This window comes from Micromonospora sp. BQ11 (assembly GCF_052068135.1).
GTDB lineage: Bacteria > Actinomycetota > Actinomycetes > Mycobacteriales > Micromonosporaceae > Micromonospora.
On sequence record NZ_JBQHDB010000007.1, the window covers coordinates 131,216 to 155,611 of the forward strand.

A 24,396-nucleotide genomic window follows, 5' to 3' on the forward strand; every position below is an offset into this window, starting at 1 on the left:
GACTGTGACGAGCATCATTCAATTGGCACATCGGGTGAACGTGCCATATTCGACTCGTAACAGTCCTATTAAGCGCCTTCGATGAAGACGCGGCGGACCACCCGCTCGGCGGCGCGCCCGTCGTCCAGCGAGCAGAACCGGTCCCGGAACCGCTGACGGGCCCGTTCGGCCGCCTCCCCGCGCACCGCACCCGACCGGAACGCCTCGAGCAGGCCGGCGAAGGTCCGGGCGACCACACCGGGCGGCTCTGCGGTCACGTCGAAGTAGACGCCGCGCGCCAGGCGGTACGCCTCCCAGTCCGGTGCGTAGAGCACGATCGGCCGGTCCAGGACCGCGTAGTCGAACATGGCCGACGAGTAGTCGGTGACCAGCAGGTCGGCGGCGAGGTAGAGGTCCTCGACGCGCGGGTGGGCGCTGACGTCGTGGACCCGGTCCCGGTCGACCGCGCGGAGTGTCCGCCGGTCCCGGTCGTGGAAGTAGTGGCTGCGCATGAGCAGGCGACCCGACGGGCCGAGCACGTCGAGAAGGCAGTCCGGGTCGAACGGCGGCCGGTAGCCCGGCAGGTGCTCGCGGTGCGTCGGCGCGTACAGGACGACCTGCTCGCCGACACCGACGCCCAGCTCGGCGCGGATCCGGCGCACCTCCGCACCGGTGGCGGTGACCAGCCGGTCGTTGCGCGGGTAGCCGACCTCCAGGGTGGTGTACGCGGCCGGGTACGCCCGGTCCCACATCTGGGTGGAGAAGCTGTTCGAGGTGATGCTGTAGTCCCACCGGTCCACCCGGCGCAGCAGCCCGGCGAAGTCCATGCCCACCGCGCCCACCGGGTAGCGCTGCTGGTCCAGTCCCATCACCTTGACCGGGGTGCCGTGGTGGGTCTGCACGTGCACGGTGCCGGGCCTCTTGCGGACGGCGTCCGGGAAGTTGACGTTGTTGACCAGCCAGCGGGCCCGCGCCAGCGTCCGGTACGCGGCCGGCGTCCCCGCCACCACGTACTCGACGCCCTCGGGGAGGGTGTCCACCCGGTCCCGCCGCACGATCCACACACCCCGCACGCGGGGGGCCAGCCGGCGGGCGGCCTCGTAGATCGCCGCCGGGTTGCAGGCGTAGCCGCGGTACCAGTAGGCGGCGTAGACGGCCAGCGTCGGATCGACGGGTCGCCGCAGTTCGGTCCGGTAGTACTCGTGCAGCACCACGTCCCGGGCCCGCCGGGCGGTCCGCCGCGCCGCCGGGGTCACCCGCCGCGTGACGCGCCGGGCCCGTCGCCCGGCGGCGTCCCGGGCGAGGTACGCGTTGCGCAGCGCGCTGAACGTCCGCCACCGGCCCGCGGCGACCAGCCGGTGCTTGAGGCCGTCCACACCGGGCGGGACCGGATGGCCCTGCGGTGGCAGCCAGCGCCGGTAGTCGTCGGTGATCCGGGCGAAGAACCGGGGTCGCAGCTCCGGGGCGATGCGCTCCCCGTTGCCGAGCACGGTCAGGTAGTGCCAGATCATCCGCTCGAAGACGACGGGCCGCAGTTCGTCGACGGCCGGTCCCCACTCGTCCATCAGGCGGAACACCCGGTGCCACTGCGCGAACACGTCGAAGTGGCGCTCGCCCCGCGTCCGGGTGATCGCCCCGGTGCGGCGCTGCCGGTAGTTGACGCACACCAGGTCCAGGACGCCGATCCGCTCGGCGAGCATCAGCGCCGGATAGGTGAACGACACGTCCTCGTACCAGCCGGGGGCGAAGCGCAGGCCGTTGTCGACCAGGAACTGCCGGCGCAGCAACCGGTTCCAGGCGGTGTGCAGCAGGCGGACCGCCTCCGGCCGCTCGCGCAGCCGGAAGGTCTCCGGGCCGGCCGGTTCGGGGTAGACGTCGCGCATTCCGCTGCGGGTGGTGCTGGTGTTCCACCAGGCCCGGACGTGGTCGACGACGAGGACGTCCGGGCGGGTGGCGCGCAGGCGGTCGGAGACGGCGGTGAGGCACTCCGGTTCCAGCCAGTCGTCGCCGTCGACGAACCACACGTACTCGCCGACGGCCCGGTCCAGCCCGACGTTGCGGGCCGGACCGAGCCCGGCGTTCTCCGGCAACCGGATCGCGTGCACGCGGGGGTCGCGGTCGGCGTACTCGGCGAGGATTGCGCCGCTGTCGTCGGGCGAGCAGTCGTCGACACCGATCACCTCGATGTCGCTCTCCGGCTGCCCGAGGATCGAGTCCAGGCATTCGCGCAGGTAGCCCTGCACTCGCCAGGCCGGCACGACGAAGCTGATCAGGGTCACACCGGCCGTCCCTCACCTCAGCCCGGCGAGCCACCTCCGGCGCCGACCGGACCGGCCGTCGCCCGCGCGGCGCGGGCGGGCAGGACCACCCAGGCGAGGGCGACGCTTGCCACGAAAACCACGAGAAGGTACGTACCGAGTGTAGCCATCCCGATACCGGCGAATCCCACGATCGCAGCCAGGGCCAGCACCGCCGAACGCCCCTCCCAGCCCAGCGTGGCCGCGTGCAGCGGCGGCGCCACCTTCCGCTTCTCCAACCGGGCAGTCAGGTCGTAGTGGTGCAGGGTCAGCACGAAGACGTACCCGAAGATCACCCAGGCCGGCACGTCGCCGACCACACCCACCGCGATCGCGAACAGGTACTCGGCGGCCCGCAACGCCGCCGGCACCAACCAGTCCAGCGCGCCCCCGTGCGGCACCCGCGCCATACCGGCCGCGGGCAGCAGCAACACCAGGGCGGCCAGCGGCACCCAGCGCGGGACGGCGTCACCGCCGCGCAGGGCGAGCACCAGCAACGCCGCCATCGCCGCCGCGGCGAACACGGTCGACTCCAGCGGCCTGCGCCACGGCACCGCCGGCAGCCGGCGGGCCGCCGGGCCGTCGTCGCGGTGCAGCGAGGTGTCGACCGTGTCCAGCACCCCGACCCGCATCCAGCGGGCCCGCAGCGTACGCAGGGCACCCGTGTACGCGAACGCCAGCGCCGCCCACACCAGCACCGCGACCAGGGCCACCAGCGGACCGAACAGCGCCACGGTGATCGCGATCAGCGCCCACCGCTCCCCGATCGGGAACACCACCGTCCGCTTCAGCCAGTACGACAGCGACCCGGTGTCCGCCTGCACCCGCGTGGACGCGGCGTTGAGCCGGTCGCCGATCCCGCCGCCCCCGCCGACGGCCTTCGGGCGGCGCGCCGCCTCGTCGTGCAGCGCCCCGTACCAGGTGTCGGTCATGTGACGCACCGTCTGGACGGTCATCGCGGCGATCGCCAACGCCCACCCGTAGCGGTACCCGGCGGCCGTCGCGCCGTAGCCGAGACCCGCGTAGACCACGTACTCCTTGGCCCGGTCGGCCATCGTGTCCAGCCAGCCGCCCCAGGCGCTGAAGTTGCGGGTGTAGCGGGCCAACTGGCCGTCCACGCAGTCCAGCACGAAGCCCAGGTAGAGCAGCACCCCGCCGAGCACCAGCGCCGGCCGGTCGCCGACGGCGAACAGCACCGCCGCCGCCACCGCGAACGCGATCGAGATCATCGTGACGACGGTCGGGGTCAGCCGCAGCCGCGCCGACAGCTTCGTCACGTGCGGGGACCAGGTGCTCACGAAGTACGTCGTGAAGAAGTCGTCCCGCTCCTTCACCGACAGCCGCAGCTCCGCCCGGTCCTCGTCGACGGCGGCGACCGCCGCCTCCGCCCCGGTCAGGTCGGTCGCGTCGGCGACCCGGTGCGCCACGAGCAGACGTACCCGATGGGCGAACGTCAGCGTGCCGCGCGCGGTGAGGCCGGCGAAGAGCCGGTCCACCGCGGACCCGCCCGGCGCCGCTCCGGCCCGCGCGGCCGGTCCCACCGCGACCACCCCGGCGGCCACCGCCCGTGCCGCCGCGACGAGGGCCGGCACATCGGCGGTGCCGACCCGCAGCGCGCCCCCGAACGTGCCGGTGACGTCGCCGCCCAACTCCTCCGCGGGACCGGCGGCCACCACCTGACCGCGCTCCTCGCGGACCGCCGTGCGGCCGTGCGCGGGCGGATCGGTGAGCACCAGCGCCACCGTCGGCCCGACCGGGCTGGTGGCCAGGTGCCGCAGGACGGCGGTGTGCGCGACCAGGTCGGTGCCGGTGACGAGCACCGGGCCGGTGGCCGCCTCCGCGAACGCCGCCAGCTCGTCCAGGTCGGCGGCGCGGCGCACCTCGCTCGCGCCGGCCCGCCGGCACTGCTCCACCAGGCGCTCCACCAGCGTGTGCGGGCCCGCGGCCGCGTCGGCGGCGAGCACGATCGCGAGGGTCACCGCTCCACCGCTCCGTGGTACGCGTCCAGCGCCTCGCCGATCGTCCCGTCCACGGTCAACCGGCCCGCGTCGAGGTAGAACCCCCGACGGCAGAACCGGGTCAGGTCGTTTTCGTTGTGTGACACCAGCACCAGCGTGCGCCCCTCCCCGAGCAGACGATCGATCGTCGCATAGCACTTCCGGCGGAACTCCGCGTCCCCGACCGCCGTCACCTCGTCCATGAGCAGGATCGGGTGCGGTAGATGCGAGATGATCGCGAAGCCTAGTCGCACCTTCATCCCGGACGAGTAGTGCCGTACCGACGAGTCGATGGCCCGCTCCACCTGCTCACCGGCGAACGCGACGATCTCGTCGAAGTGCCGCCGCAGGTACGCCGTGGACAGCCCGTGCAGACCGCCGACCAGGTACAGGTTCTCCCGGCCGGTCAGATCACCGGAGAATCCCGCGGACAGCTCCAGCAGCGGGGCCACGTCACCGGAGACGCGGATCCTGCCCTCGTCGGGGATCAGCACGCCGGCGATCAACCGCAGCAGGGTGCTCTTGCCGGTGCCGTTGCGACCGATCACCCCGACGGTCTCCCCCGCGGCGATCGTGAACGACAGGTCGCGCAGCGGCCAGAACCGGCCGTCGTCCACGCCGCGCGTCGCGCCCCGGTGGATGAAGAACTCGCGCAGTCGCAACTGCCGCCGCCGGTTCCGCACGAACCGGATGCCGAGCCCGTCGGCCTCGATGATCGCCGCGGCCATTCACAGTTCCTTGAGCACGGCCGGTTCGAGCCGGCGGAACGCCCACCAGCCGGCGGCCAGCACCAGCAGGCTGCCGACCACGGCGGTGGCAAGCAGCCGCGCGTTCGGGAACTCGTCCGGGTACCAGACCGCGTGGTGCAACTGGAAGATGCCGACCAGCGGGTTCAGCTCGTAGGCGACCTTCACCCAGCCGGGCAGGTCCGAGTCCCGTACCAGGCTCAGCGGGTAGATGATCGGCGTCGCGTAGAACAGCACCCGGATCACCAGCCGCATGAACCGTTCCACGTCGCGCATCAGCACGTTCACCGCCGACAGCAGCAGCGCCAGCCCGATCAGCAGCGCGCCCTGCACCGCGATCGCCAGCGGCAGCACCAGCACCGACCAGCCCAGGTCGACCCGGCCGTCCACCGCGTACGCGACGGCCACCGCCACCAGGATCGGCAGCCCGGCCGCGTACTCGGCGACCCGACCCACCACCCGGCCGATCGGAAAGAGCTGCCGGGGCATGTTCATCGTGGTGATCAGGCGAGCCTGCCCGGTGAGCGCGTTCGTCGCCTCGCTCAGCGCCGAACTGGTCCACATCCAGGCGAAGACCCCGGTGATCAGGAAGAGGGGGTACGAGTCGGCGGCATCGCCCAGGTGGCGCGTGGTGTCCCGCGCGTACAGGACACCGAAGACGAAGAAGTAGATCGCGCCGGTGCCCAGCGGCTCGATCAGCGACCACAGGTACCCGAGCACCGACTGCTGGTACTTCACCGCCAGGTCACGTCTGACCAGCAGGCGCAGCGCGTCGCGGTGCGACCACAACGCCCCGACGCCAGAGGTCACGCCGCCTCCCGCCCCGGAGACGGCCGTGACCGGTTCAGCACTCGATCACGTTGACGGCCAGGCCGCCGCGTGCCGTCTCCTTGTACTTGACCTTCATGTCCGCCCCGGTCTCACGCATCGTCTTGATGACCTTGTCCAGCGAGACGTGGTGCACCCCGTCGCCGCGCAACGCGAGCCGGGCGGCGGTGATCGCCTTGATGCTAGCCACCGCGTTGCGCTCGATGCAGGGGATCTGCACGAGGCCGCCGACCGGGTCGCAGGTCAGCCCCAGGTTGTGCTCCATGCCGATCTCGGCCGCGTTCTCCACCTGCTCCGGCGTACCGCCCAGCGCCTCCGCCAGCCCCGCGGCGGCCATCGAGCACGCAGAGCCGACCTCACCCTGGCAGCCCACCTCCGCGCCGGAGATCGACGCGTTCTCCTTGAACAGCACACCGATCGCACCGGCCGCCAGCAGGAACCGCACCACACCCTCGTCGGAGGCGCCCGGCACGAACCGTGCGTAGTAGTGCAGGACCGCCGGAATGATCCCCGCCGCGCCGTTGGTGGGCGCGGTGACCACCCGGCCGCCGGCCGCGTTCTCCTCGTTCACCGCCAGCGCGAACAGGGTCACCCAGTCCATCGCGCGCAGCGGGTCGCTCGCGTCGACCTCCGCGTCCAGGCTCTTCCGCAGCTCCGCGGCGCGCCGCCGGACCTTCAGACCCCCCGGGAGTACGCCGTCCCGCTCACAGCCCCGCGCCACGCACTCCCGCATCACCCGCCAGATCTCCAGCAGGCCGGCCCGCACCTCACCCTCGGTACGCCAGGACAACTCGTTGGCGAGCATCACCTCGCCGATCGACAGCCCCGTCTCCCGCGTCACGGCGAGCAACTGCCCGCCCGTCGAGAACGGGTACCGCACCCGGGTGGTGTCCGGCTTGATCCGGTCCGCCCCGGCCGCCGCCTCGTCGACCACGAACCCGCCGCCGACCGAGTAGTACGTCCGCGTACGGATCTCCGCGCCCTCGCCGTCGTACGCGGCGAAGGTCATCCCGTTCGGGTGGTAGGGCAGGGACCGCCGGCGGTGCAGCACCAGGTCCCGGTCCGGGTCGAAGTTCACCTCGTGCGCGTCCAGCAGGGCGAGCCGGCGCTCGGCCCGGAACCGCGCGACCCGCGCGTCCACCGAGTCGGTGTCGACCGTCTCCGGCGCCTCCCCGGCCAGGCCCAGCAGCACCGCCCGGTCGCTGCCGTGGCCGTGTCCGGTGGCACCCAGCGAGCCGAAGAGTTCCGCCCGCACCCGGGCGGTGTCGGCCAGCAGCCCGTCGGCCTTGAGCCCGGCGACGAACGTCCGTGCCGCCCGCATCGGCCCGACGGTGTGCGAGCTGGACGGCCCGATACCGACGCTGAAGAGGTCGAAAACGCTGATCATGTCTGCACTTCCTCGCCGCCGTACCTCGTCGTGCGAGGTTCCGCCGGGGTCATGGCCGGTCCCGGTCCGGGCGGCTCGGTCGGACGCCCGGGGTGTTGGGTGCCCAATCATCGAGCCTACCCGCCCAGCTCACGCCCCGCCCGACCCCGCCGCCCGGTGGGGGCCGGACCGTGTAGGGGTCGGGGAGAGGCGTCGCGGGTGGCACTCGCGGGTATGCACCTACGGGTCGGCGGGCCGCTGATCCTCCCTGGGACCGAGGGCGAGGTGGCCGGTCCTTCCTACCGTTGACGGCAGAGCGGCGGAACGCCGCAGAGTGGGAGTACGACGATGAATCGCAGGCTTGTTCGCCCCCGTCAGGGACGCATGATCGCCGGTGTGTGCGCCGGCCTCGCGCAGCGCTACGGCCGGTCGGCCGGGTTCATCCGGCTGCTGTTCCTGCTGTCGCTGCTGCTGCCCGGCACCCAGGTGATCGTCTACCTGGTGCTGTGGGCCCTCATGCCGAACGAGGACCGCTACACGACGCGCTACTGATCCACCCCTGGCTCGCGCAGTTTCAGAGAAAGAGTCGCCTCCGCCGCCGGAATGGCCACTCTTTCTCTGAAACTGCCGGCGGGAGTCGGGGAGGGGTCAGGGGGCGGTGTAGGTGACGGTGACCTTCTCGTAGCCGAGGGAGCGGAGCAGACCCTCGAGCATCTTGCGGGTGTTCTCCTCCGCCCGCTGGTTGAGCCCGCTGTCCCGGGCGGCGGTGGTGATCCGCTCCTCGGCGAGCTGGTAGACCTGCTGCTGCCGGTTGGGGTCACCGCCGACCAGGTCACCGACGCGGTTGAGCAGCCCGCGCTCCTCGGCGAAGACGTAGCTCTTCTCCAGGTCGAGGTTGGTCTTGCCGAGCTGCGGCGCGGGCAGCTTGATCTCCACCGACTTCCGGTCGGCCGACTCGACGATGGCTCCCTCGGAGATCTTCGCGAAGTCGACGTACGCCTCTACGCTGCCCGCGCCGACGAAGAGCGTGCGGTCGTTGAGCAGCCAGTCGGGCACGTTGCGCCGGTCGTTCTGGAGGTCGACGACCACCTGGAAGTTGCCCTCGGCGGCGACGTAGCGGCTGAGGTCCTGAATCGACTGGAGCAGCGGCGGTTGGCTGCGGTCGGTCTGCTCCTTGGAAAACGGGTTGCGGAAGTCCGGCAGCAGGCCGGTGGCCTGCACGCCGAGGAGCGCGACCACGGCCAGTGCCGCCGCGCCGAGCACCCAGAGCAGGCCGCGGGCCGGCCCACCGGACGGTGCCGGCGAGCCCGGTGCGGGCTCGGGCGGCGCGTCCGACCGGGTCTTGAGCGTGTCGGCGGTCGGGTAGCCGGGAAACTCCCTGGTGGGTTCGTTGATCTCAGCGTCGCGGGCCATGGCCCTCTCCGTCCTCGTCAGACACGTCGTCTACCTCAGACGTTACGACCCCGGTACGACAGCCGCTCGGCGAGCCACCCGAACGGGTTACGCGAAAGCCGACAGCCCGGTGAGCTTCTGCCCGATGACCAGCTGGTGGATCTCGGAGGTGCCCTCGTACGTCAGCACGCTCTCCAGGTTGTTGGCGTGCCGCATGATCGGGTACTCGCCGGACACCCCGTTGGCGCCGAGGATCGTGCGGCACTGCCGGGCGATGGCCAGCGCCTCCCGCACGTTGTTGAGCTTGCCCACGCTGACCTGGTCCGGGCGCAGCTTCCCGGCGTCGGCCAGCCGCCCGAGCTGGAGAGCGAGCAGGAAGCCCTTGTTCCACTCGACGGCCATGTCCGCGAGCTTGGCCTGGGTGAGCTGGAACCCGGCGAGCGGCCGGCCGAACTGGGTGCGGGTGGTCGCGTACGTCAGGGCGGTCTCCAGGCAGTCCCGGGCCGCGCCGAGCGCCCCCCAGACGATGCCGTGCCGGGCCTCGGTCAGGCAGCTCAGCGGAGCCTTCAGCCCGCTGGCCCCGGGCAGTCGCGCGTCCGCCGGGAGCCGGACGTCGTCGAGCGTGATCTCGCCGGTCACCGACGCGCGCAGCGACATCTTGTGCCGGATCTCCCGCGCCGTGACACCGGGCGTGTCCATGGGTACGGCGAAGCCGCGTACGCCCTCGTCGGTGCGCGCCCAGATCACCGCGACGTCCGCGACGGGCGCGTTGGTGATCCACATCTTGCCGCCGTGCAGGATCCAGTCGTCGCCGTCGCGGCGGGCCCGGGTGGCCATCGACGCCGGGTCGGAGCCGTGGTCCGGCTCGGTCAGCCCGAAGCAGCCGATCGCCTCGCCGGTGGCCATCGCCGGCAGCCAGCGCTGCTTCTGCTCCTCGCTGCCGTACTGCCAGATGGCGTACATCGCCAGCGACCCCTGCACGGAGACCAGCGAGCGGACCCCCGAGTCGCCGGCCTCCAGCTCCAGGCAGGCCAGCCCGTACGCGACGGCCGACGAGCCGGCGCAGCCGTACCCGGTCAGATGCATGCCGAGCAGGCCGAGCTTTCCGAACTCGCGGGCCAGTTCCCGCGCCGGCACCTGACCCTCCTCGTACCAGCCGGCGACGTGCGGGCGTACCCGGTCGTCGATGAGCTGGCGCACGACGGCGCGGATCTGCCGCTCCTCGGAGGTGAGCGACGCGTCCAGGTCGAGCAGGTCCAGAGGGCTCATGCGGGCCACCTTAACGAAGACTCACTCCACCGCCTCGGAGAGGACGAGCACCCGGGCGTGGATCTGGTTGCGCTGCTGGAGCGCCGCCCGCAGGGCGCGGTGCAGCCCGTCCTCCAGGTAGAGGCCGCCGTTCCACTGCACGACGTGCGGGAACAGGTCGCCGTAGAAGGTGGAGTCCTCGGCGAGCAGCTTGTCCAACGCCAGCTCGCGCTTGGTGGTGATCAACTGGTCCAGGCGCAGCGGACGCGGAGGGATCTCCGCCCACTGCTTGAGCGTCAGGTTGTGCTCCGGATAGGGACGCCCGTCCCGGACCGCTCTGAAGATCACGACGGCACGCTCCCCTCCCCGCGGCCGGGCCGACCCACGGCCCCGCACCGGGTCGCGGCGTGGCACCACACCCGCGGCACCGATGACCGTGTCAGCGTAGCCGCCCGTTTCACACCGCGTTCTGCTCCCTGATGTCAGTTTCGCTACCGGGCGTCCGTTTCACAACCGGACGAACCCCGCGGGTCGCTCAACTCCACCGGCCCCGGCGGACCACCTCGTCCACCGGACGACGCCCGCGACGCAGCGACGGTGACCGGTGGTCCGGCGCGCGGTAACCCACCGTGATCGCACCGACGGGCTGGTACTCCTCCGGCACCCCGAACGCCGACCGGTAGTCGTCCGTCCGCTGCGGCGGGATGCCGAAGAAGCACGCCCCCAGCCCCTCGTCCACGGCGGTGAGCAGCATCAGCAGGGCGGCGAAGCCGGTGTCGACGATCCAGTACGGCACCGGCCAGCGCTCCGTCGACCGGTCGGCCCAGCCCTTGTCCGGCTCCGCGTACCGCTCCAGGTACGCCGAGCGGTTCGCGTGCGGAATGATGATCAACGGTGCCCGCTGCATGCCGGCCAGCCAGCGCTCCCGGCCACCGCCGACCGGGGTGGCCACCGACCAGAACCGCTCCCGGTCCTCCGGGCTCTCCAGCACCAGGAAGCCCCATCCCTGGGCGAACCCGGCCGACGGGGCCCGGATGGCGTGGTCGAGCAGGCGGTCCACCACGTCGGGCGGGACGGGACGGTCCGGGTCGTAGTTGCGCACCATCCGGCGTCGCCGGACCACCTCACGGAACTCCACGCCGACCTCCTCAGACCCCGGGCCGGATGCCCCAGGCACCCCGCCACCCGACGCCCGGCTTCAACGCGATCACGTCCCGGCCGGAGCGGAACGCGTCCGGCGGGCAGGTCATCGGCTCGATCGCGACCGAGCGGCGGTGCCGTTCACCGGTGAGCGCGTCGGAGGTGAACACCTGCCACCAGCCGAACTCCCGGTCGGCCCAGATCCGCACCCCGGACGAGCCGTCCGGGGCGGCCAGGCTGACCGAGGAGCCGCCCTCGTCGTCCCGGATCACGTCGCCGAAGCACGTGTCGAGCCGCGCCGCGCCGATCCGGCGCGGGCTGGTCCAGTCGTACTCCGTCCCGGCCACCGGGCTGACCCCGATCGGCAGCAGCCGCGAGTCCACCTGCACCCGGCTGCGGGCCGGCAGCCCCAGCGTCAGGTCGTCCACCGCCACACCGGGCAGCCGCAGGTACGGGTGCACCGCCAGCCCGAACGGGCACGGTTCCCCGCCGGTGTTGGTCACCTCGTGCTCGGCGCGCAGGCCGTCGGCGCCGACGCGGTACCGCGTCCGGAGTCGCAGCGGCCACGGGTAGCCGGGTGTCGGCGGCAGGTCGTAGCCCACCGTCACGGCGTCGGCCGACTGCTCCACCAGGTACCACGGCACCCAGTTGACCAGACCGTGGATCGCCACTCCCCGCTCCGGCTCGCTGAGTGTCAGTTGCAGCTCCCGGTCGCCGTACGCGTACCGCCCGTCCCGGATCCGGTTCGGCCAGGGGGCGAGCACCTGTCCGGCGCAGCCGGGGCAGATCTCGTCCTCCGCGTACCCGTCGAGGTAGTCGACGCCGTCGTGCCGGTAGGTCCGTAGACCCCCGCCCACCTCGACGACGACGGCCTCGTGGCCGGCTGCGGAGATGGTCCACTGCGCGCCCGAGGGGGGACGCTGGTCGGGGTTGTCCATGTCGGCGACCTTAACGGGACACGGCCGTCGCCCGGTACCGCAGCAGCGCCGGGAACGCCACCGCCAGCGCCACCGCGAGTACGGCCGCGCCGAGCCCGCCGCCGACCCAGGCGACCCCACCACCGAAGCCGGCGGCCATCGCGCCGGCGCGGAGGTCACCGAGGCGCGGGCCGCCGGCGACGACCACCAGGTTGACGCCCTGGAGCCGCCCGCGCATCCGGTCCGGCGCGTACACCAGCAGCATCGACTGGCGCAGCACCGCGCTGACCAGGTCGGCGGCACCGGCGACGGCGAGCAGCAGCACCATCAGCCAGAGCTGCCCGGCGAGACCGGCGGCGGCGATGGCCAGCCCCCAGGCGACGACCGCGACCACCAGGGCGACGCCCTGCCGGCGCAGCCGGCCGATCCAGCCGGAGCTGAGCCCGCCGAGCATCGCCCCGATCGCGATCGCGCTGTAGAGCCAGCCGACCGCCGCGCCACCGCCGAACCGGCTCTCGGCGATCTCCGGGAACAGCGCCCGCGGCATGGCCAGGATCATCGCGATCAGGTCGATCGCGAACGACAGCAGCAGCACCGGAGTGGTGGCCAGGTAGCGGAGGCCGTCGAGGATCCCGGCCAGCCCACTCCGCCGCGCCTCGCCGTCGGTCGGTGGCGCGGGTGGCATCGCGGGCAGCCGCAGGGTCGCCACCACGAGCCCGGTGAAGAGCACCGCGTCGAGGGCGTACGCGATCGGCAGCCCGCCGCCGGTGCCGAACGCGGCGAAGATCAGGCCGGCGGCGAGCGGTCCGACGACCGACGCGGCGGTGAAGGTGGTGTAGTTCAGGGTGCTCGCGGCCGGCACCAGCTCCGGCGGCAGCAGCCGGGGCAGGATCGCCGTCCGCGCCGGGGAGCTGATCGCGAACGCGATGGAGTGCACCGTCACCAGGGCGAGCAGCAGCGTCGGGCTGCCCACGCCGACCAGCGCCTGCGCCAGCAGCGCCAGCACCGACACCCAGAGCAGTGCCGAGCCGCCGAGCAGCACGCGGCGCCGGTCGCGGGCGTCGGCCACCGCGCCGCCCCAGAGACCGAAGATCAGCAGGGGTACGAAGCCCGCGATGCCGAGCAGGCCGACCCAGAGCGAGTCCCGGGTCAGCGCGTACATCTCCACCGGCACCGCGACGGCGGTGAACTGGAACCCGAACATCGCCAGCGTGTTGCCGAGCCACATCCGCCGGAACGCCGGCACGGCCAGCGGGCGCAGGTCGATCGCCAGCCGACGCGCCCCACGTCGCCGGCCGTCCTTCACGTCCGTCACGGGGCCAACCGCTCGACGGTCCACTCCCCGGTCCCGACCAGGCGGAACCGCAGTCGGTCGTGCAGCCGGCTCGCCCGCCCCTGCCAGAACTCCACCGACTCGGGGTGCACCCGCAGGCCGCCCCAGTGCGGCGGGGCGGGGATCGGCTCGACGTCCGCGAACCGCTCGGCCGCCGCCCGGTACGCCCCGTCGAGCGCCGTCCGGTCGGGGACCACCCGGGACTGGGTGCTCGCCCACGCGCCGAGCTGGGAGCCGCGCGGGCGGCTGGCGAAGTACGCCTCGGTCTCGGCCCGGTCGATCCGCTCCACCCGGCCGGCCACCACCACCTGCCGCTGCATCGGGAACCAGGGAAAGACCAGGCTGGCGTACGGGTTGGCGGCCGCCTCGGCGCCCTTGCGCGAGTCGTAGTTGGTGAAGAAGACGAAGCCGTCGGGGTCGTAACCCTTCAGCAGCACGGTACGGGCGCTCGGCCGACCGGCGGCGTCGGCGGTGCCGACCACCATGGCGTTCGGCTCGGGCAGTCCCGCGGCCACCGCGTCGGCGAACCACCGATCGAACTGGGTGTGCCAGTCCGCCGCGAGCTCCGCCTCGGAAAGGCCCCGGTCCGCGGCGTACTCGTTACGCATGGCGGCAGGCGGCATTGTGTCCCCCGTCACGTTCCTTCTCCTCCCCGGCCGGCCGGTCACCGTCCTGCGTGCAGGCCAGCACGTACCGCCCAGTCTCACCGAAGTTCCGGGCCGTCGCCCATTCGGGGATGTCGCGTGTAGCACAGCGGTAGCGGGTCGCGCACTTCCGTAACCAGCAGGCAAGATGTCACGAACACATCCCTGAGGGTCGCCTAAGGCGCTCGCCCGGCTGGGCCGGGTATCCGAGCCCGGGCTGGCGCACCGAGCAGATCCAGGAGAGCGACATGGCCGATTTCAAACCCGGGCTGGAGGGCGTCGTAGCCTTCGAGACCGAGATCGCCGAACCCGACCGTGAGGGCGGCGCGCTGCGCTATCGCGGTGTCGACATCGAGGATCTGATCGGTCAGGTCTCCTTCGGCAACGTGTGGGCCCTCCTGGTCGACGGGCGCTTCGGCCCGGGTCTGCCGCCGGCCGAGCCGTTCCCGGTGCCGGTGCACTCCGGCGACATCCGGGTCGACGTCCAGTCGGCCGTGGCCATGCTCGCCCCGTACTGGGGCCTGAGCCAGCTGCTGGACATCTCCGACGAGCAGGCCCGCGAGGACCTGGCCCGGGTGTCCGTGACCGCGCTGTCGTTCGTCGCCCAGTCCGCCCGTGGCCTGGGCCTGCCGGCCGTGCCGCAGAAGGAGATCGACAAGGCGCAGACGATCGTCGAGCGCTTCATGAAGCGCTGGCGGGGCGAGCCCGACCCGCGGCACGTCAAGGCCGTCGACGCGTACTTCATCTCGGCCGCCGAGCACGGCCTGAACGCCTCCACGTTCACCGCCCGGATCGTCGCCTCGACCGGCGCGGACGCGGCGGCCTGCATCTCCTCCGGCATCGGCGCCCTCTCCGGCCCGCTGCACGGTGGCGCCCCGTCCCGCGTGCTCAGCATGCTGGAGGCGGTCGAGCGCAGCGGCGACGCCGAGGGCTACGTCAAGGGCGTCCTCGACCGGGGCGAGCGGCTGATGGGCTTCGGCCACCGGGTCTACCGGGCCGAGGACCCGCGCGCCCGCGTGCTGCGCCGCACGGCCAAGGAGCTGGGCGCGCCGCGCTTCGAGATCGCCGAGGCGCTGGAGAAGGCCGCGCTGGCCGAGCTCCAGGCCCGCCGCCCGGACCGGGTGCTCGCCACCAACGTGGAGTTCTGGTCGGCCGTGGTGCTCGACTTCGCCGAGGTGCCGGCGCACATGTTCACCTCGATGTTCACCTGCGCCCGGATGGGCGGTTGGAGCGCCCACATCCTGGAGCAGAAGCGGCTCCAGCGACTGGTCCGCCCGTCGGCCCGGTACGTCGGCCACAGCCCCCGCAAGCCGCAGCAGGTCGAGGGCTGGGACGCCATCCCGCACGGCGTCTGACCCGTACGCCTCCGCAGCACCACCGAACCCCCGTCCCGCTCCGGGACGGGGGTTCACCCGTTCCGGGCGCCGCGCCCGGCCCCCACCCGTCCGTCACGCCCCACCATCGGCCGTCACCGCATTCGTCACTCAGGGTGCAGATGGCCCCGACCGCCCCACCACCGCGATTCCCCCCTTTGCTCTGCACCCCTATGCGCGCCGGTGACCGTACGCAGCGAAGCGGCCTCCAGGGACTGCCACGGGTACAGCGAAGAGGCCCAGGTGAGTCGGGTGGTGCGCCCAGGGGTGCAGAGCAAAGTCTCCGACCGTGAGGTGCGGGTGGCGAGCCAGCTGTGACAGTCCGTGACCGGCGGCATCCCCTGACACCCAGTAACCGAAGACCGACGTTGCTCCGGACGCGATCTCGCTTACGACCGCCCGCCTCGGCGTAGATCCACTCGATGTCATTGAAGTCGGGCTGAAAAGGTCACCCCGACACCCCGATGTCACTGACGTCGAGTCGATCATGTCCCGGGACCGCGGACCGCGGACCGGGGGCCGGGGGCCGGGGGCCGGGGGTCTGTGGCGTACGCCTCAGGGCCCGGCGTGGGACCAGCGGCGGTGGTGGCCTGTCGGGGTGCGAGGATGAGGGTCGGCAGTGTCGCCGGACCGGGCTCGGGTCCCGGCCGCGCGCCGTGCGCCTGAGTGCACGCGCCCGCCCTCGATCCGTGCCCGCAGAGACCGGGCCCGCCCTCGCCCATGCGGAAGGATCGAGACAACCGTGGCTGACGCACCGACCATCCGGATTCCCGACGAGATCAAGCCCGCCGACGGCCGCTTCGGCTGCGGGCCGTCCAAGGTCCGTCCGGCGGCGGTCTCCGCCCTGGCCGACGTGGCGACGAGCTACCTCGGCACGTCCCACCGGCAGAAGACCGTGCGTGACCAGGTCGCCCGGCTGCGCCGGGGCATGGCCGAGTTCTTCTCCCTGCCCCAGGGCTACGAGGTGGTCATCGGCAACGGCGGCACCACCGCCTTCTGGGAGGTCGCGACGTTCGGCCTGATCCGGGACCGGGCGCAGTTCGCCAGCTTCGGAGAGTTCGGCGCGAAGTTCGCCAAGTCCGTCAAGGACGCCCCGTTCCTCGGCGAGCCGAGTGTCCGCAAGTCGGAGGCCGGCTCCGCGCCCTCGCTGGTGGCCGAGAGCGGGGTGGACGCGTACGCGACGCCGCACAACGAGACCTCGACCGGTGTCGCGGTGCCGATCAGCCGGGTGGCCGGCGCCGACGAGGGCTCCCTGCTCCTGGTCGACGCCACCTCCGGTGCCGGGGGCCTGGAGGTCAACGTCGGCGAGACCGACGTCTACTACTTCGCCCCGCAGAAGTGCTTCGGCTCCGACGGCGGCCTCTGGCTGGCTCTGATGTCGCCGGCCGCGCTCAACCGGGCCGCCGAGATCAAGGCCTCGGGCCGCTACATCCCGGCCTTCCTCGACCTGGTCACCGCAATCGACAACTCGCGGCTGGAGCAGACGTACAACACGCCGGCGTTGGCCACCATCTTCCTGGCCGCCGAGCAGACCGACTGGATGAACTCGCAGGGCGGCCTGGCCTGGGCGGCGAAGCGCACCACCGAGAGCGCCAGCATCGTGTACGGCTGGGCGGAGCGGTCGTCCGTGGCGACCCCCTTCGTCACCGACCCGGCACTGCGGTCCAACGTGGTCGCCACCATCGACTTCGTCGACGAGGTGGACGCCACGGCGATCGCGAAGGCGCTGCGCGCCAACGGCATCGTGGACACCGAGCCGTACCGGAAGCTCGGCCGCAACCAGCTCCGCGTCGCGCTCTTCCCGGCCGTGGAGCCGGCCGACGTCGAGGCGCTGACCGCGTCCATCGACTACGTCGTCGAGCGCCTCTGACCTACCGTCACGGTCGGTGGCCACCGGGCCTCCGGCGGCCACCGACCGTGATCGTCGTCGCAGCTCAGTCGCGACATGCGGGTGTCGCTTCCCCCACCTCGGGGCAGGACAGCGTACGGTGGTCCGAGACGCCCGGGTGGCCGACTCGTGGCGTGCGGCCAGCGAAGCGGGACGGAGGCAACGCTATGCGCCCAGTACGCTTCGTCGCCCTCTCCGAGGACGGCCAGGCACTGGTGCTCGCCGACGAGGTCGGGCGGCTGCTCGCCCTTCCCATCGACGAGCGCATCGCCACCGTCCTGCACACCGAGCCCGGTGCGCCACCGCTCGCGGCGGCCCCGGCCGTCGCCGATGTCGCGCCCTCGCTCTCGCCGCGTGACATCCAGGCCCGGATCCGTTCCGGCGAGTCCGCGGAGGACGTGGCCCGCATCGCGGGCGTGCCGGTCGACCGGGTTCTCCGCTACGCCGGTCCGGTGCTCCAGGAGCGGGCGATGCTCGCCCAGCATGCGCGCCGCACCCGGCTCAAGGGCGCCGAGAAGCCCACCCCGCTGGCCGAGGTGGTCAACGGCCGGCTGTCCCAGCACGGGATCGACACCGAGAAGATCTCCTGGGACGCGTGGCGCCGCGACGACGGCACCTGGCGGATCGTCGCCACGTGGCCGTCGGGCAAGGCGACCGCGCAGGCCGTCTGGGATCTCGACAAGACCCGGCAGAACGTCACGCCGCACGACGACATGGCCCAGTACCTGTGCGCCGAGCGCCCCACCCCGATCCTCGGGCAGGAGCCGGCACCGGAGCGGGGCGGTCACGCGCTGCCCGGCCAGTCGCGCTCCGAGCCCGGTCGGGGCGGCCACGGCCTTCCCTCGGCCGGCGAGCACGCCCGTCCCGGCCGCGACCCGATCCGCGCCGGCCGGGACGCCCTGCTGGCCTCGCTCGACCGGCCGCTGGGCTCCACCTCGGGCCGGGGCCTGGAGCCGCGTACGCCGGCCGCCCTGGCCGGTTCGGAGTCGCCCCGCCAGCGGGCGGTGGGCGGCGGTGCCGCTGCGCTCCTCGGCGGTGGGCAGGGTTCGGCCTTCGACGACGACTCGGACGCGCCCAAGGAGGTGCCGGCCGTGCCGTCGCTCGCGGTGCTGCGGCCGCGCCGCACGGGTGCGCCGGCCGCCTCGGCCAACGAGTCCGCCGAGGCCGGGGGCAAGCCGCGCAAGCGCCTGCCGAGCTGGGACGACGTGCTGTTCGGCAGCGGCCCGGCGGCCCGCGAGTCCTCCTGATCCTTCGGTCCACCCTGATGGTGGGCACTCGAAGTGCCCGCGTGACAGGGTGGACCGATGGAGTACACGAACCTCGGCCGGACCGGTCTGTCGGTCAGTCGCCTCTGCCTCGGCACGATGAACTTCGGGCCGCAGACCAGCGAGCAGGACAGCTACGCCATCATGGACCGCGCCCTGGAGCACGGCATCAACTTCTTCGACACCGCGGATGTCTACGGGTGGCAGACCGGCGAGGGCGTCACCGAGCAGATCATCGGCCGCTGGCTCGCCCAGGGTGGTGGCCGGCGGGAGAAGGTCGTCCTCGCCACGAAGGTGTACGGCAAGATGGGCGACTGGCCCAACGAGCAGGGACTCTCCGCCCGGCACATCGTCCGGGCCTGTGAGGGGTCGCTGCGCCGGCTCCAGACCGACACGATCGACCTGTACCAGATGCACCACATCTCCCGCACCACGCCGTGGGAGGAGATCTGGCAGGCCATGGAGACCCTGGTCGCCCAGGGCAAGGTGCTCTACGTCGGATCGTCCAACTTCGCCGGTTGGCACATCTCGGTGGCGCAGGAGGCCGCCGGGCGGCGCAACTTCCTCGGCCTCGTCTCCGAGCAGTGCATCTACAACCTGCTGACCCGGCACGTGGAGCTGGAGGTCGTACCCGCCGCGCAGCACCACGGCCTGGGCATCATCCCGTGGTCGCCGCTGCACGGCGGGCTGCTCTCCGGGGTCCTGCGCAAGATGGCCGAGGGCGGCGCGGCGCGCGGCACCTCCGGCCGCGCCGCCGACGCGCTGGCCGCGCACCGGCCGACCATCGAGGCGTACGAGAAGTTCTGCGCCGACCTCGGTCACGACCCGGCGGACGTGGCGCTGGCGTGGCTGCTCTCCCGGCCCGGCGTGACCGCGCCGATCATCGGTCCGCGCACCACCGAGCAACTGGACCGTTCGCTGGGTGCCCTCACCGTCACCCTCGACGAGGCGGCGTCGAAGCGCCTCGACGAGCTCTTCCCGCCGATCGGCAACGGCGGCCCCGGCCCGGAGGCGTGGGCCTGGTGACAAAGGCGCCCCGCCCGAAGGGTCAGAGGGGCCAGGCGGCCAGCCGGTCGTAGGTGGGCCGGGGGCCGGGGTGGCTGCGGACGAGCACCATCTCGGTCGCCGGCCACTCCGGCCCCTCGTACGCCCGCAGGGTCTCCACGTCGGCGGCCACGTCCTCGGCGGGCACCCGGTCGCCGGGTCGGGCCACGGTCAGGTGGGGGCGGAAGGGCTTCTCGTCGTGCGGGAGGCGGTTGTGCCGCAGCCGGGACCGGACCAGGCGGGCCAGCACGTTCATGGCCTCGACGTCGCCCGCGAGGTCCACCCACACGACGGTGAACCGGTTCCGTCCGAAGCGCCCGCCGCCGGCCAGCCGGAGCCGGGGCGTGGAGGCCCGGCCGTCGCGGAACCACTCGGCGGCCAGTCCCAGCGCGCTCTCCACCTCGATCAGCCGGTCGGCTTCGACGTCGCCGAGGAAGGCGAGGGTGACGTGGGCGTTGGCCGGGTCGGCGAGTCGGACGTTGGTGCCGTTGGCCGCCGCCGTACCGAGCCGTAGTCGGGTGACCTGCTCGCCGAGGTGCGCGACGGCCTCGGCCGGCGGGTACACGGCGACGAAGAGCCTCACCGTGGGCCGCTCAGGGGTGGCGCAGCCGGTGCTCGGCCCGCGCGGCCGGCAGGGTGAGCCCGGCGTCGTGCAGCAGGCCCTCCACCCGGACCCGTTCGATCTCCCGGTCGACGCCGGTCAGCTCGCTCAGGTGTTCGGTGAGGCCGAGCGCGGCACAGGCCATCCGGAGCCGGTCGTCGTACGCCTGGAGGACCGTGCCGTGCCAGACCACCGCGCGCCCGCCGCCCCGCCGGCCGCCGATGCGGCGCAGGTCGGCGGCGAGCTTTTCCAGCGGTGGGCGGTCGGGCCGGTCGAAGCCGCTCATGTCGATGTCCCGGGTGAGGGCGTCGGCCTCGACCGCCCGGTCCAGCCGGGCGATGGTACGGCGCTCGCGGCGGCCCTGCCGCCAGTCGGCGAACCCGCAGACCACCCGGTCCAGCAGCTCGTCGGCGCAGCAGACCACGGCGACGAGCACCGGCAGACCGAGCACGGCGAGGACCGCCAGGGCGAGCACCAGTCCTCGTCCGACCTCCACGGACTGACGCTAAGCCGCTGGTCGCGCCCCCGCCACCGGTTTGCCCGGACCCGTCGTACGGTGTTAACAAGGGGCCCTTCCTCTACCTGAGGCGTTAAGCGGGGGCCCTTCCTTTCACTCGGGCGAGGTGACGTAGAAGCGCGGGGCCGGCAGGATGCGGAAGCGCAGGCGGGCGCCCGACCGGCGGAGCTGCCAGGTGAGCGCGAGCAGGGCGGTGGCCAGGGAGATCAGGCCGCCGATCCAGATGCTCGCTCCGGCGCCGTACGTCTCCGCGAGCCAGCCGATCACCGGCGCGCCGACCGGGTTGGTGCCGAGGAAGACGAGTACCCAGAGGGCCATCACCCGGCCCCGGAAGGCGGCGTCCGTGCCGAGCTGGATCCGCTGGTTGCAGGCCTGGGCGAAGAACACCATGAAGAACCCGGTGGGGAGCAGCAGCACCACGACGAGCCAGTACGCCGGGGCGAGCCCGACCAGCGTGCCGAAGGTGGAGCAGGCCACCGCGGCACCGAGCACCACCCAGACCGACGGGCGGCTGCGCCGGCTGGTGCCGGCCAGCGCCCCGGCGAGTGCGCCGACCGCCAGCGCGCTGCTGAACAGCCCGAACGAGGCGGCACCGGTGTTGAACACGGTCTTGGCCAGTGCGGCGAGGGTGAGCTGGAAGTTGAACAGCGCCGTGGCGATCACCGAGATCATCACCATCGGCAGCAGCAGGTCGGCGCGGCCCCAGACGTAGCGCAACCCGTCGATCACCTTGGCCGAGGCGCGCTCGTCGCGCGGCAGCAGGGCCTCCCGGTGCAGTTCGGCCGGACGCAGCCGGATCACGTTGACCAGCGGGGCGACCGAGCTGAGCGCGGTGACCAGGAAGACCGGGCCGACGCCGAAGGCCGCGATGGCCAGCCCGGCGAGGGCCGGTCCGATGATCCGGGCCGAGTTGAACACGGCCGCGTTCAGGGAGAGGGCGTTGGGCAGCAGCGGTGTGCCGACCAGCTCGGAGACGAACGCCTGCCGCACCGGGGTCTCGACCGCGTTGGCGACGCCGAGCAGGGCGGCGAAGGTGAAGACGTGCCACAACTGGACCAGGTCGGTGATCACCAGGACGCTCATGGCGAGCGCCAGCACCGTCCAGAAGGCGTTGGCGACGAAGAGCAGCATCCGCTTGTCGTACCGGTCGGCGAGCCGGCCGGAGAGCAGCGTGAGCAGCAGCACCGGGGTGAACTGGAGGGCGATGACCACGCCGAGCGCGGTGGCCGAGTCGTCGGAGAGCTCGAGGACGAGCCAGTCCTGGGCGATGAACATCATCCAGACGCCGATCAGTTTGATCAGCTGCCCGGATGCGAAGAGCCGGTAGTTGCGGACCTGTAGGGACTGGAACATCGTGCTCAGCTTCGCCTGCACTCTTGGTGCGCCTCCTCGCGTACGCGTCATCGCCGTCGGACGGCGCGGGCGCGGTGGCGCGGGTCAGGCGCGGGCGAGCTGGTGCAGGATCTCCGCCGCGTGGTGCAGCGTGTCCCGGTCCTCGTCGCTCAGCTCGGCCAGCCGGTGGGCCAGCCACTCGTCGCGGGCGCGCTCGAACTGGTCGAGCACCGCCTCGCCCCCCTCGGTCGCCGCGAGGATGACCTGCCGGCCGTCGGTCGGATGGGGAGTACGCCGCACGAGGCCGCGTTCCTCCAACTTCCCGACGATCTTGGTCATCGTCGGCGGCTGCACCCGCTCGACCTCGGCCAGTTCCCGGGGCGTCAGCGCGCCCGCCAGCCGGAGGCTGGTGAGCGCGGAGAGCTGGGTGACCGTGAGGTCGCCGACCGGCCGGGTCTGGCGGACCCGTCGGTTGAGCCGCATGATCGCATCACGCAACTGGGGTGCCAGTTGCGCCGGTGGCACGCTGTTCGCCGTCACCGTCCGCTCCGTCACGATAGTTAGCATAACTAATGAGCCTGGCTAACGACATCCGATATGACCACGCTCACGAGGAGGTTTGCCCTGCTCCGGGCCGGGTAGTCCGGTTGAACGCCCGGCCCGGAGCGCCGGCGATCAGAGCACCACGGACTCGATCGGTCCGCGCAGGAAGTACAGCACGAAGAGTGCCGCCACGCCGTACAGCAACGGGTGGATCTCGCGGGCCTTGCCCGTGGCGAGCTTCATCACCACGTACGTGATCAGGCCAGCGCCGATGCCGTTGGAGATCGAGTACGTGAACGGCATCAGGACGATCGTGAGGAACGCCGGGATGGCGATCTCGTAGTCCGACCAGTCGATCGTGCGTACCGCCGTCATCATCAGGAAGCCGACCACGACCAGCGCGGTGGACGCGGCCTCGAACGGCACGACCACCACCAGCGGCGCGAGGAACATCGCCAGCAGGAAGAGCACGCCGGTGACCAGGTTGGCCACACCGGTCCGGGCACCCTCCGCGACACCCGCGGCGCTCTCGATGTACGACGTGTTGCTGGAGACGCTCGCCGCACCACCGCTGGCCGCGGCGATCGAGTCGACCAGCAGGATCTCCTTCGCCCGCGGCGGGGTCCCCCGCTCGTCGAGCATGCCGCCCTCCTGGCCGACGGCGACCATCGTCCCCATCGTGTCGAAGAAGTCGGTGATCAGCAGGGTGAAGACGAACATCAGCACGACGACCCAGCCGGCCCGACCCCACGAGTCGAGCACGTTGAAGTTGCCGAGCAGCGACAGGTCCGGCACGTCCACCACGGTGCCGGGAAGCTCGGGCACGTTCAGCGCCCAGCCCTTGGGGTTGGGCTTGCCGTCGACGAACGAGGGACCGATGTTCCCCGCCGCCTCCACGAGCATCGCCAGCACGGTCGAGGCGAGGATGCCGATGAGGATCGCGCCCTTGACCTTGCGGACGACCAGCACCAGGGTGAGCAGCAGACCCACCACGAAGACCAGCATCGGCCAGCTGACCAGCTTGCCGCCGATGCCCAGGCCCACCGGCACCGTGGTGTTGCCCTCGGTCCGGCGCACGAAGCCCGCGTCGACCAGGCCGATGATGGTCAGGAACAGGCCGATGCCGACACCGATCGCGGTCTTCATCTGCGTCGGCACCGAGCGGAACACCGCGGTCCGCAGGCCGGTCAGCACCAGGATCGCGATGATCACACCCTCGATCACCACGAGACCCATGGCGTCCGCCCAGGTCATCTCCGGGGCGATCTCGTACGCGACCAGCGCGTTGACGCCGAGGCCGGCGGCCAGCGCCAGCGGGAACCGCCCGACCACGCCCATCAGGATCGTCATCAGGCCGGCGACCAGTGCGGTCGCGGCGGCGAGAGCCGGGATGGGCAGCTTCTGCCCGTCGCCGTCGACGGCCGAGCCGAGGATGAGCGGGTTGAGCACCACGATGTACGCCATCGTGAAGAACGTGGCCAGGCCACCACGGACCTCGCGGCTCATCGTCGAGCCGCGGGCGGTGATCTCGAAGTAGCGGTCGAAACCGTTCCGCGGCGCTGCGGACGGTGTGCCGTTCTCGGGCGGGGCTACTGCCATCGGGTCCCTCGCAGGTGATCATCCGTTGTCGCGCCGCATCGTCCCAGATCACCGGCGGGCAGGGAAAGTTGATCGCGTACGCTTGCCGCGTGCCGAAGCAGCAGCAGCCGCGGCCCGAGCCGCTCGACCCGCCGATGGTGCCCTTCGCCCTCGCCGGCATGGCGGCCTGGGCGGTGGCGGGGTTGGTGCTGCTGCTGTTCTTCCGGGGCTGGCTGTCCGCGAACGATCACGAGAACTGGCTGTGGACCTGCCTCGCCGGCTTCCTGTGGGGCTTCCCCGGTCTCGCCACGATGATGCGGCACGACGCCAACCGCCGTCGCCGCCGCGCCGCCCGCTGATCCGCGGGC

23 protein-coding genes are annotated in these 24,396 nt (G+C 72.3%); 6 read left to right on the forward strand and 17 right to left on the reverse strand.

Going from position 1 to position 24,396, the window contains the following annotated elements; genetic code table 11:
• Positions 1 to 68: 68 nt before the first annotated feature.
• The 5 genes from ACTMSW_RS16940 to ACTMSW_RS16960 are packed head-to-tail and all read right to left on the reverse strand — an operon-like array spanning position 69 to position 7,234.
• A complete protein-coding gene (locus tag ACTMSW_RS16940; protein WP_441181570.1) occupies positions 69 to 2,258 on the reverse strand; it encodes a bifunctional glycosyltransferase/CDP-glycerol:glycerophosphate glycerophosphotransferase in 2,190 nt (729 codons plus the stop codon).
• 17 nt (positions 2,259 to 2,275) lie between these two features.
• A complete protein-coding gene (locus ACTMSW_RS16945) occupies positions 2,276 to 4,255 on the reverse strand; it encodes a DUF5941 domain-containing protein (protein ID WP_441181571.1) in 1,980 nt (659 codons plus the stop codon).
• Entirely contained in the window at positions 4,252 to 5,001 is a 750-nt protein-coding gene (locus tag ACTMSW_RS16950) for an ABC transporter ATP-binding protein (protein ID WP_441181572.1), read from the reverse strand. The genes ACTMSW_RS16945 and ACTMSW_RS16950 overlap by 4 nt, the downstream gene beginning before the upstream one ends.
• Positions 5,002 to 5,829: an ABC transporter permease gene (locus ACTMSW_RS16955; protein WP_441181573.1), complete on the reverse strand. Its 828-nt coding sequence runs from the start codon at positions 5,827 to 5,829 to the stop codon at positions 5,002 to 5,004.
• Between the two features lie 34 nt (positions 5,830 to 5,863).
• A complete protein-coding gene (locus ACTMSW_RS16960) occupies positions 5,864 to 7,234 on the reverse strand; it encodes an L-serine ammonia-lyase (RefSeq protein ID WP_441181574.1) in 1,371 nt (456 codons plus the stop codon).
• 327 nt (positions 7,235 to 7,561) lie between these two features.
• On the opposite strand from ACTMSW_RS16960, the gene ACTMSW_RS16965 reads away from it, so the two are divergent.
• Positions 7,562 to 7,765, forward strand: a complete 204-nt coding sequence (locus tag ACTMSW_RS16965) for a PspC domain-containing protein (protein WP_441181575.1) — start codon at positions 7,562 to 7,564, stop codon at positions 7,763 to 7,765.
• 96 nt (positions 7,766 to 7,861) lie between these two features.
• Here the strand turns inward: ACTMSW_RS16965 and ACTMSW_RS16970 are convergent, their stop codons facing one another.
• From ACTMSW_RS16970 to pdxH, 7 genes are all read right to left on the reverse strand, one after another.
• Positions 7,862 to 8,626 (reverse strand): DUF4230 domain-containing protein, encoded by a 765-nt coding sequence (locus tag ACTMSW_RS16970; RefSeq protein WP_441181576.1) that lies wholly within the window; start codon positions 8,624 to 8,626, stop codon positions 7,862 to 7,864.
• An 87-nt stretch (positions 8,627 to 8,713) separates the two neighbouring features.
• Entirely contained in the window at positions 8,714 to 9,874 is a 1,161-nt protein-coding gene (locus tag ACTMSW_RS16975; protein ID WP_441181577.1) for an acyl-CoA dehydrogenase family protein, read from the reverse strand.
• Positions 9,875 to 9,895: 21 nt separating this feature from the next.
• Positions 9,896 to 10,201 (reverse strand): type II toxin-antitoxin system VapB family antitoxin, encoded by a 306-nt coding sequence (locus ACTMSW_RS16980; protein ID WP_091593012.1) that lies wholly within the window; start codon positions 10,199 to 10,201, stop codon positions 9,896 to 9,898.
• Positions 10,202 to 10,388: 187 nt separating this feature from the next.
• Positions 10,389 to 10,991: a nitroreductase family protein gene (locus ACTMSW_RS16985; protein ID WP_441181578.1), complete on the reverse strand. Its 603-nt coding sequence runs from the start codon at positions 10,989 to 10,991 to the stop codon at positions 10,389 to 10,391.
• A 10-nt stretch (positions 10,992 to 11,001) separates the two neighbouring features.
• Entirely contained in the window at positions 11,002 to 11,931 is a 930-nt protein-coding gene (locus tag ACTMSW_RS16990) for an aldose 1-epimerase family protein (RefSeq protein WP_441181579.1), read from the reverse strand.
• Between the two features lie 10 nt (positions 11,932 to 11,941).
• Positions 11,942 to 13,225 (reverse strand): MFS transporter, encoded by a 1,284-nt coding sequence (locus tag ACTMSW_RS16995; RefSeq protein ID WP_441181580.1) that lies wholly within the window; start codon positions 13,223 to 13,225, stop codon positions 11,942 to 11,944.
• Positions 13,222 to 13,866 carry a pyridoxamine 5'-phosphate oxidase gene (gene pdxH / locus ACTMSW_RS17000; protein ID WP_441181771.1) on the reverse strand — a complete coding sequence of 215 codons (645 nt, stop codon included), beginning with the start codon at positions 13,864 to 13,866 and terminating at the stop codon, positions 13,222 to 13,224. Before pdxH ends, ACTMSW_RS16995 begins: the two co-directional genes overlap by 4 nt.
• Before the next feature lie 269 nt (positions 13,867 to 14,135).
• Between pdxH and ACTMSW_RS17005 the strand changes: the two genes are divergently transcribed.
• The 4 genes from ACTMSW_RS17005 (at position 14,136) to ACTMSW_RS17020 (ending at position 19,439) form a co-directional block, all read left to right on the forward strand.
• Positions 14,136 to 15,242: a citrate synthase 2 gene (locus tag ACTMSW_RS17005; RefSeq protein ID WP_441181581.1), complete on the forward strand. Its 1,107-nt coding sequence runs from the start codon at positions 14,136 to 14,138 to the stop codon at positions 15,240 to 15,242.
• Between the two features lie 760 nt (positions 15,243 to 16,002).
• Positions 16,003 to 17,130: a phosphoserine transaminase gene (serC, locus tag ACTMSW_RS17010; RefSeq protein WP_441181582.1), complete on the forward strand. Its 1,128-nt coding sequence runs from the start codon at positions 16,003 to 16,005 to the stop codon at positions 17,128 to 17,130.
• A 185-nt stretch (positions 17,131 to 17,315) separates the two neighbouring features.
• Positions 17,316 to 18,395, forward strand: coding sequence for a septation protein SepH (gene sepH, locus ACTMSW_RS17015; RefSeq protein ID WP_441181583.1), 1,080 nt, complete (start codon positions 17,316 to 17,318; stop codon positions 18,393 to 18,395).
• 57 nt (positions 18,396 to 18,452) lie between these two features.
• Entirely contained in the window at positions 18,453 to 19,439 is a 987-nt protein-coding gene (locus ACTMSW_RS17020; protein ID WP_441181584.1) for an aldo/keto reductase, read from the forward strand.
• Positions 19,440 to 19,461: 22 nt separating this feature from the next.
• On the opposite strand, the gene thpR is transcribed toward ACTMSW_RS17020, so the two are convergent.
• From thpR to ACTMSW_RS17045, 5 genes are all read right to left on the reverse strand, one after another.
• Positions 19,462 to 20,040 carry an RNA 2',3'-cyclic phosphodiesterase gene (gene thpR, locus ACTMSW_RS17025; protein WP_441181585.1) on the reverse strand — a complete coding sequence of 193 codons (579 nt, stop codon included), beginning with the start codon at positions 20,038 to 20,040 and terminating at the stop codon, positions 19,462 to 19,464.
• Positions 20,041 to 20,050: 10 nt separating this feature from the next.
• Entirely contained in the window at positions 20,051 to 20,554 is a 504-nt protein-coding gene (locus ACTMSW_RS17030; RefSeq protein ID WP_441181586.1) for a hypothetical protein, read from the reverse strand.
• A 114-nt stretch (positions 20,555 to 20,668) separates the two neighbouring features.
• Positions 20,669 to 21,949, reverse strand: coding sequence for an MFS transporter (locus ACTMSW_RS17035; protein ID WP_441181587.1), 1,281 nt, complete (start codon positions 21,947 to 21,949; stop codon positions 20,669 to 20,671).
• 63 nt (positions 21,950 to 22,012) lie between these two features.
• A complete protein-coding gene (locus ACTMSW_RS17040) occupies positions 22,013 to 22,462 on the reverse strand; it encodes a MarR family winged helix-turn-helix transcriptional regulator (RefSeq protein WP_441181588.1) in 450 nt (149 codons plus the stop codon).
• A 120-nt stretch (positions 22,463 to 22,582) separates the two neighbouring features.
• Entirely contained in the window at positions 22,583 to 24,049 is a 1,467-nt protein-coding gene (locus ACTMSW_RS17045; protein WP_441181589.1) for an NCS2 family permease, read from the reverse strand.
• Between the two features lie 89 nt (positions 24,050 to 24,138).
• On the opposite strand from ACTMSW_RS17045, the gene ACTMSW_RS17050 reads away from it, so the two are divergent.
• A complete protein-coding gene (locus ACTMSW_RS17050) occupies positions 24,139 to 24,387 on the forward strand; it encodes a DUF2530 domain-containing protein (RefSeq protein WP_441181590.1) in 249 nt (82 codons plus the stop codon).
• The last annotated feature ends 9 nt before the right edge of the window (positions 24,388 to 24,396 follow it).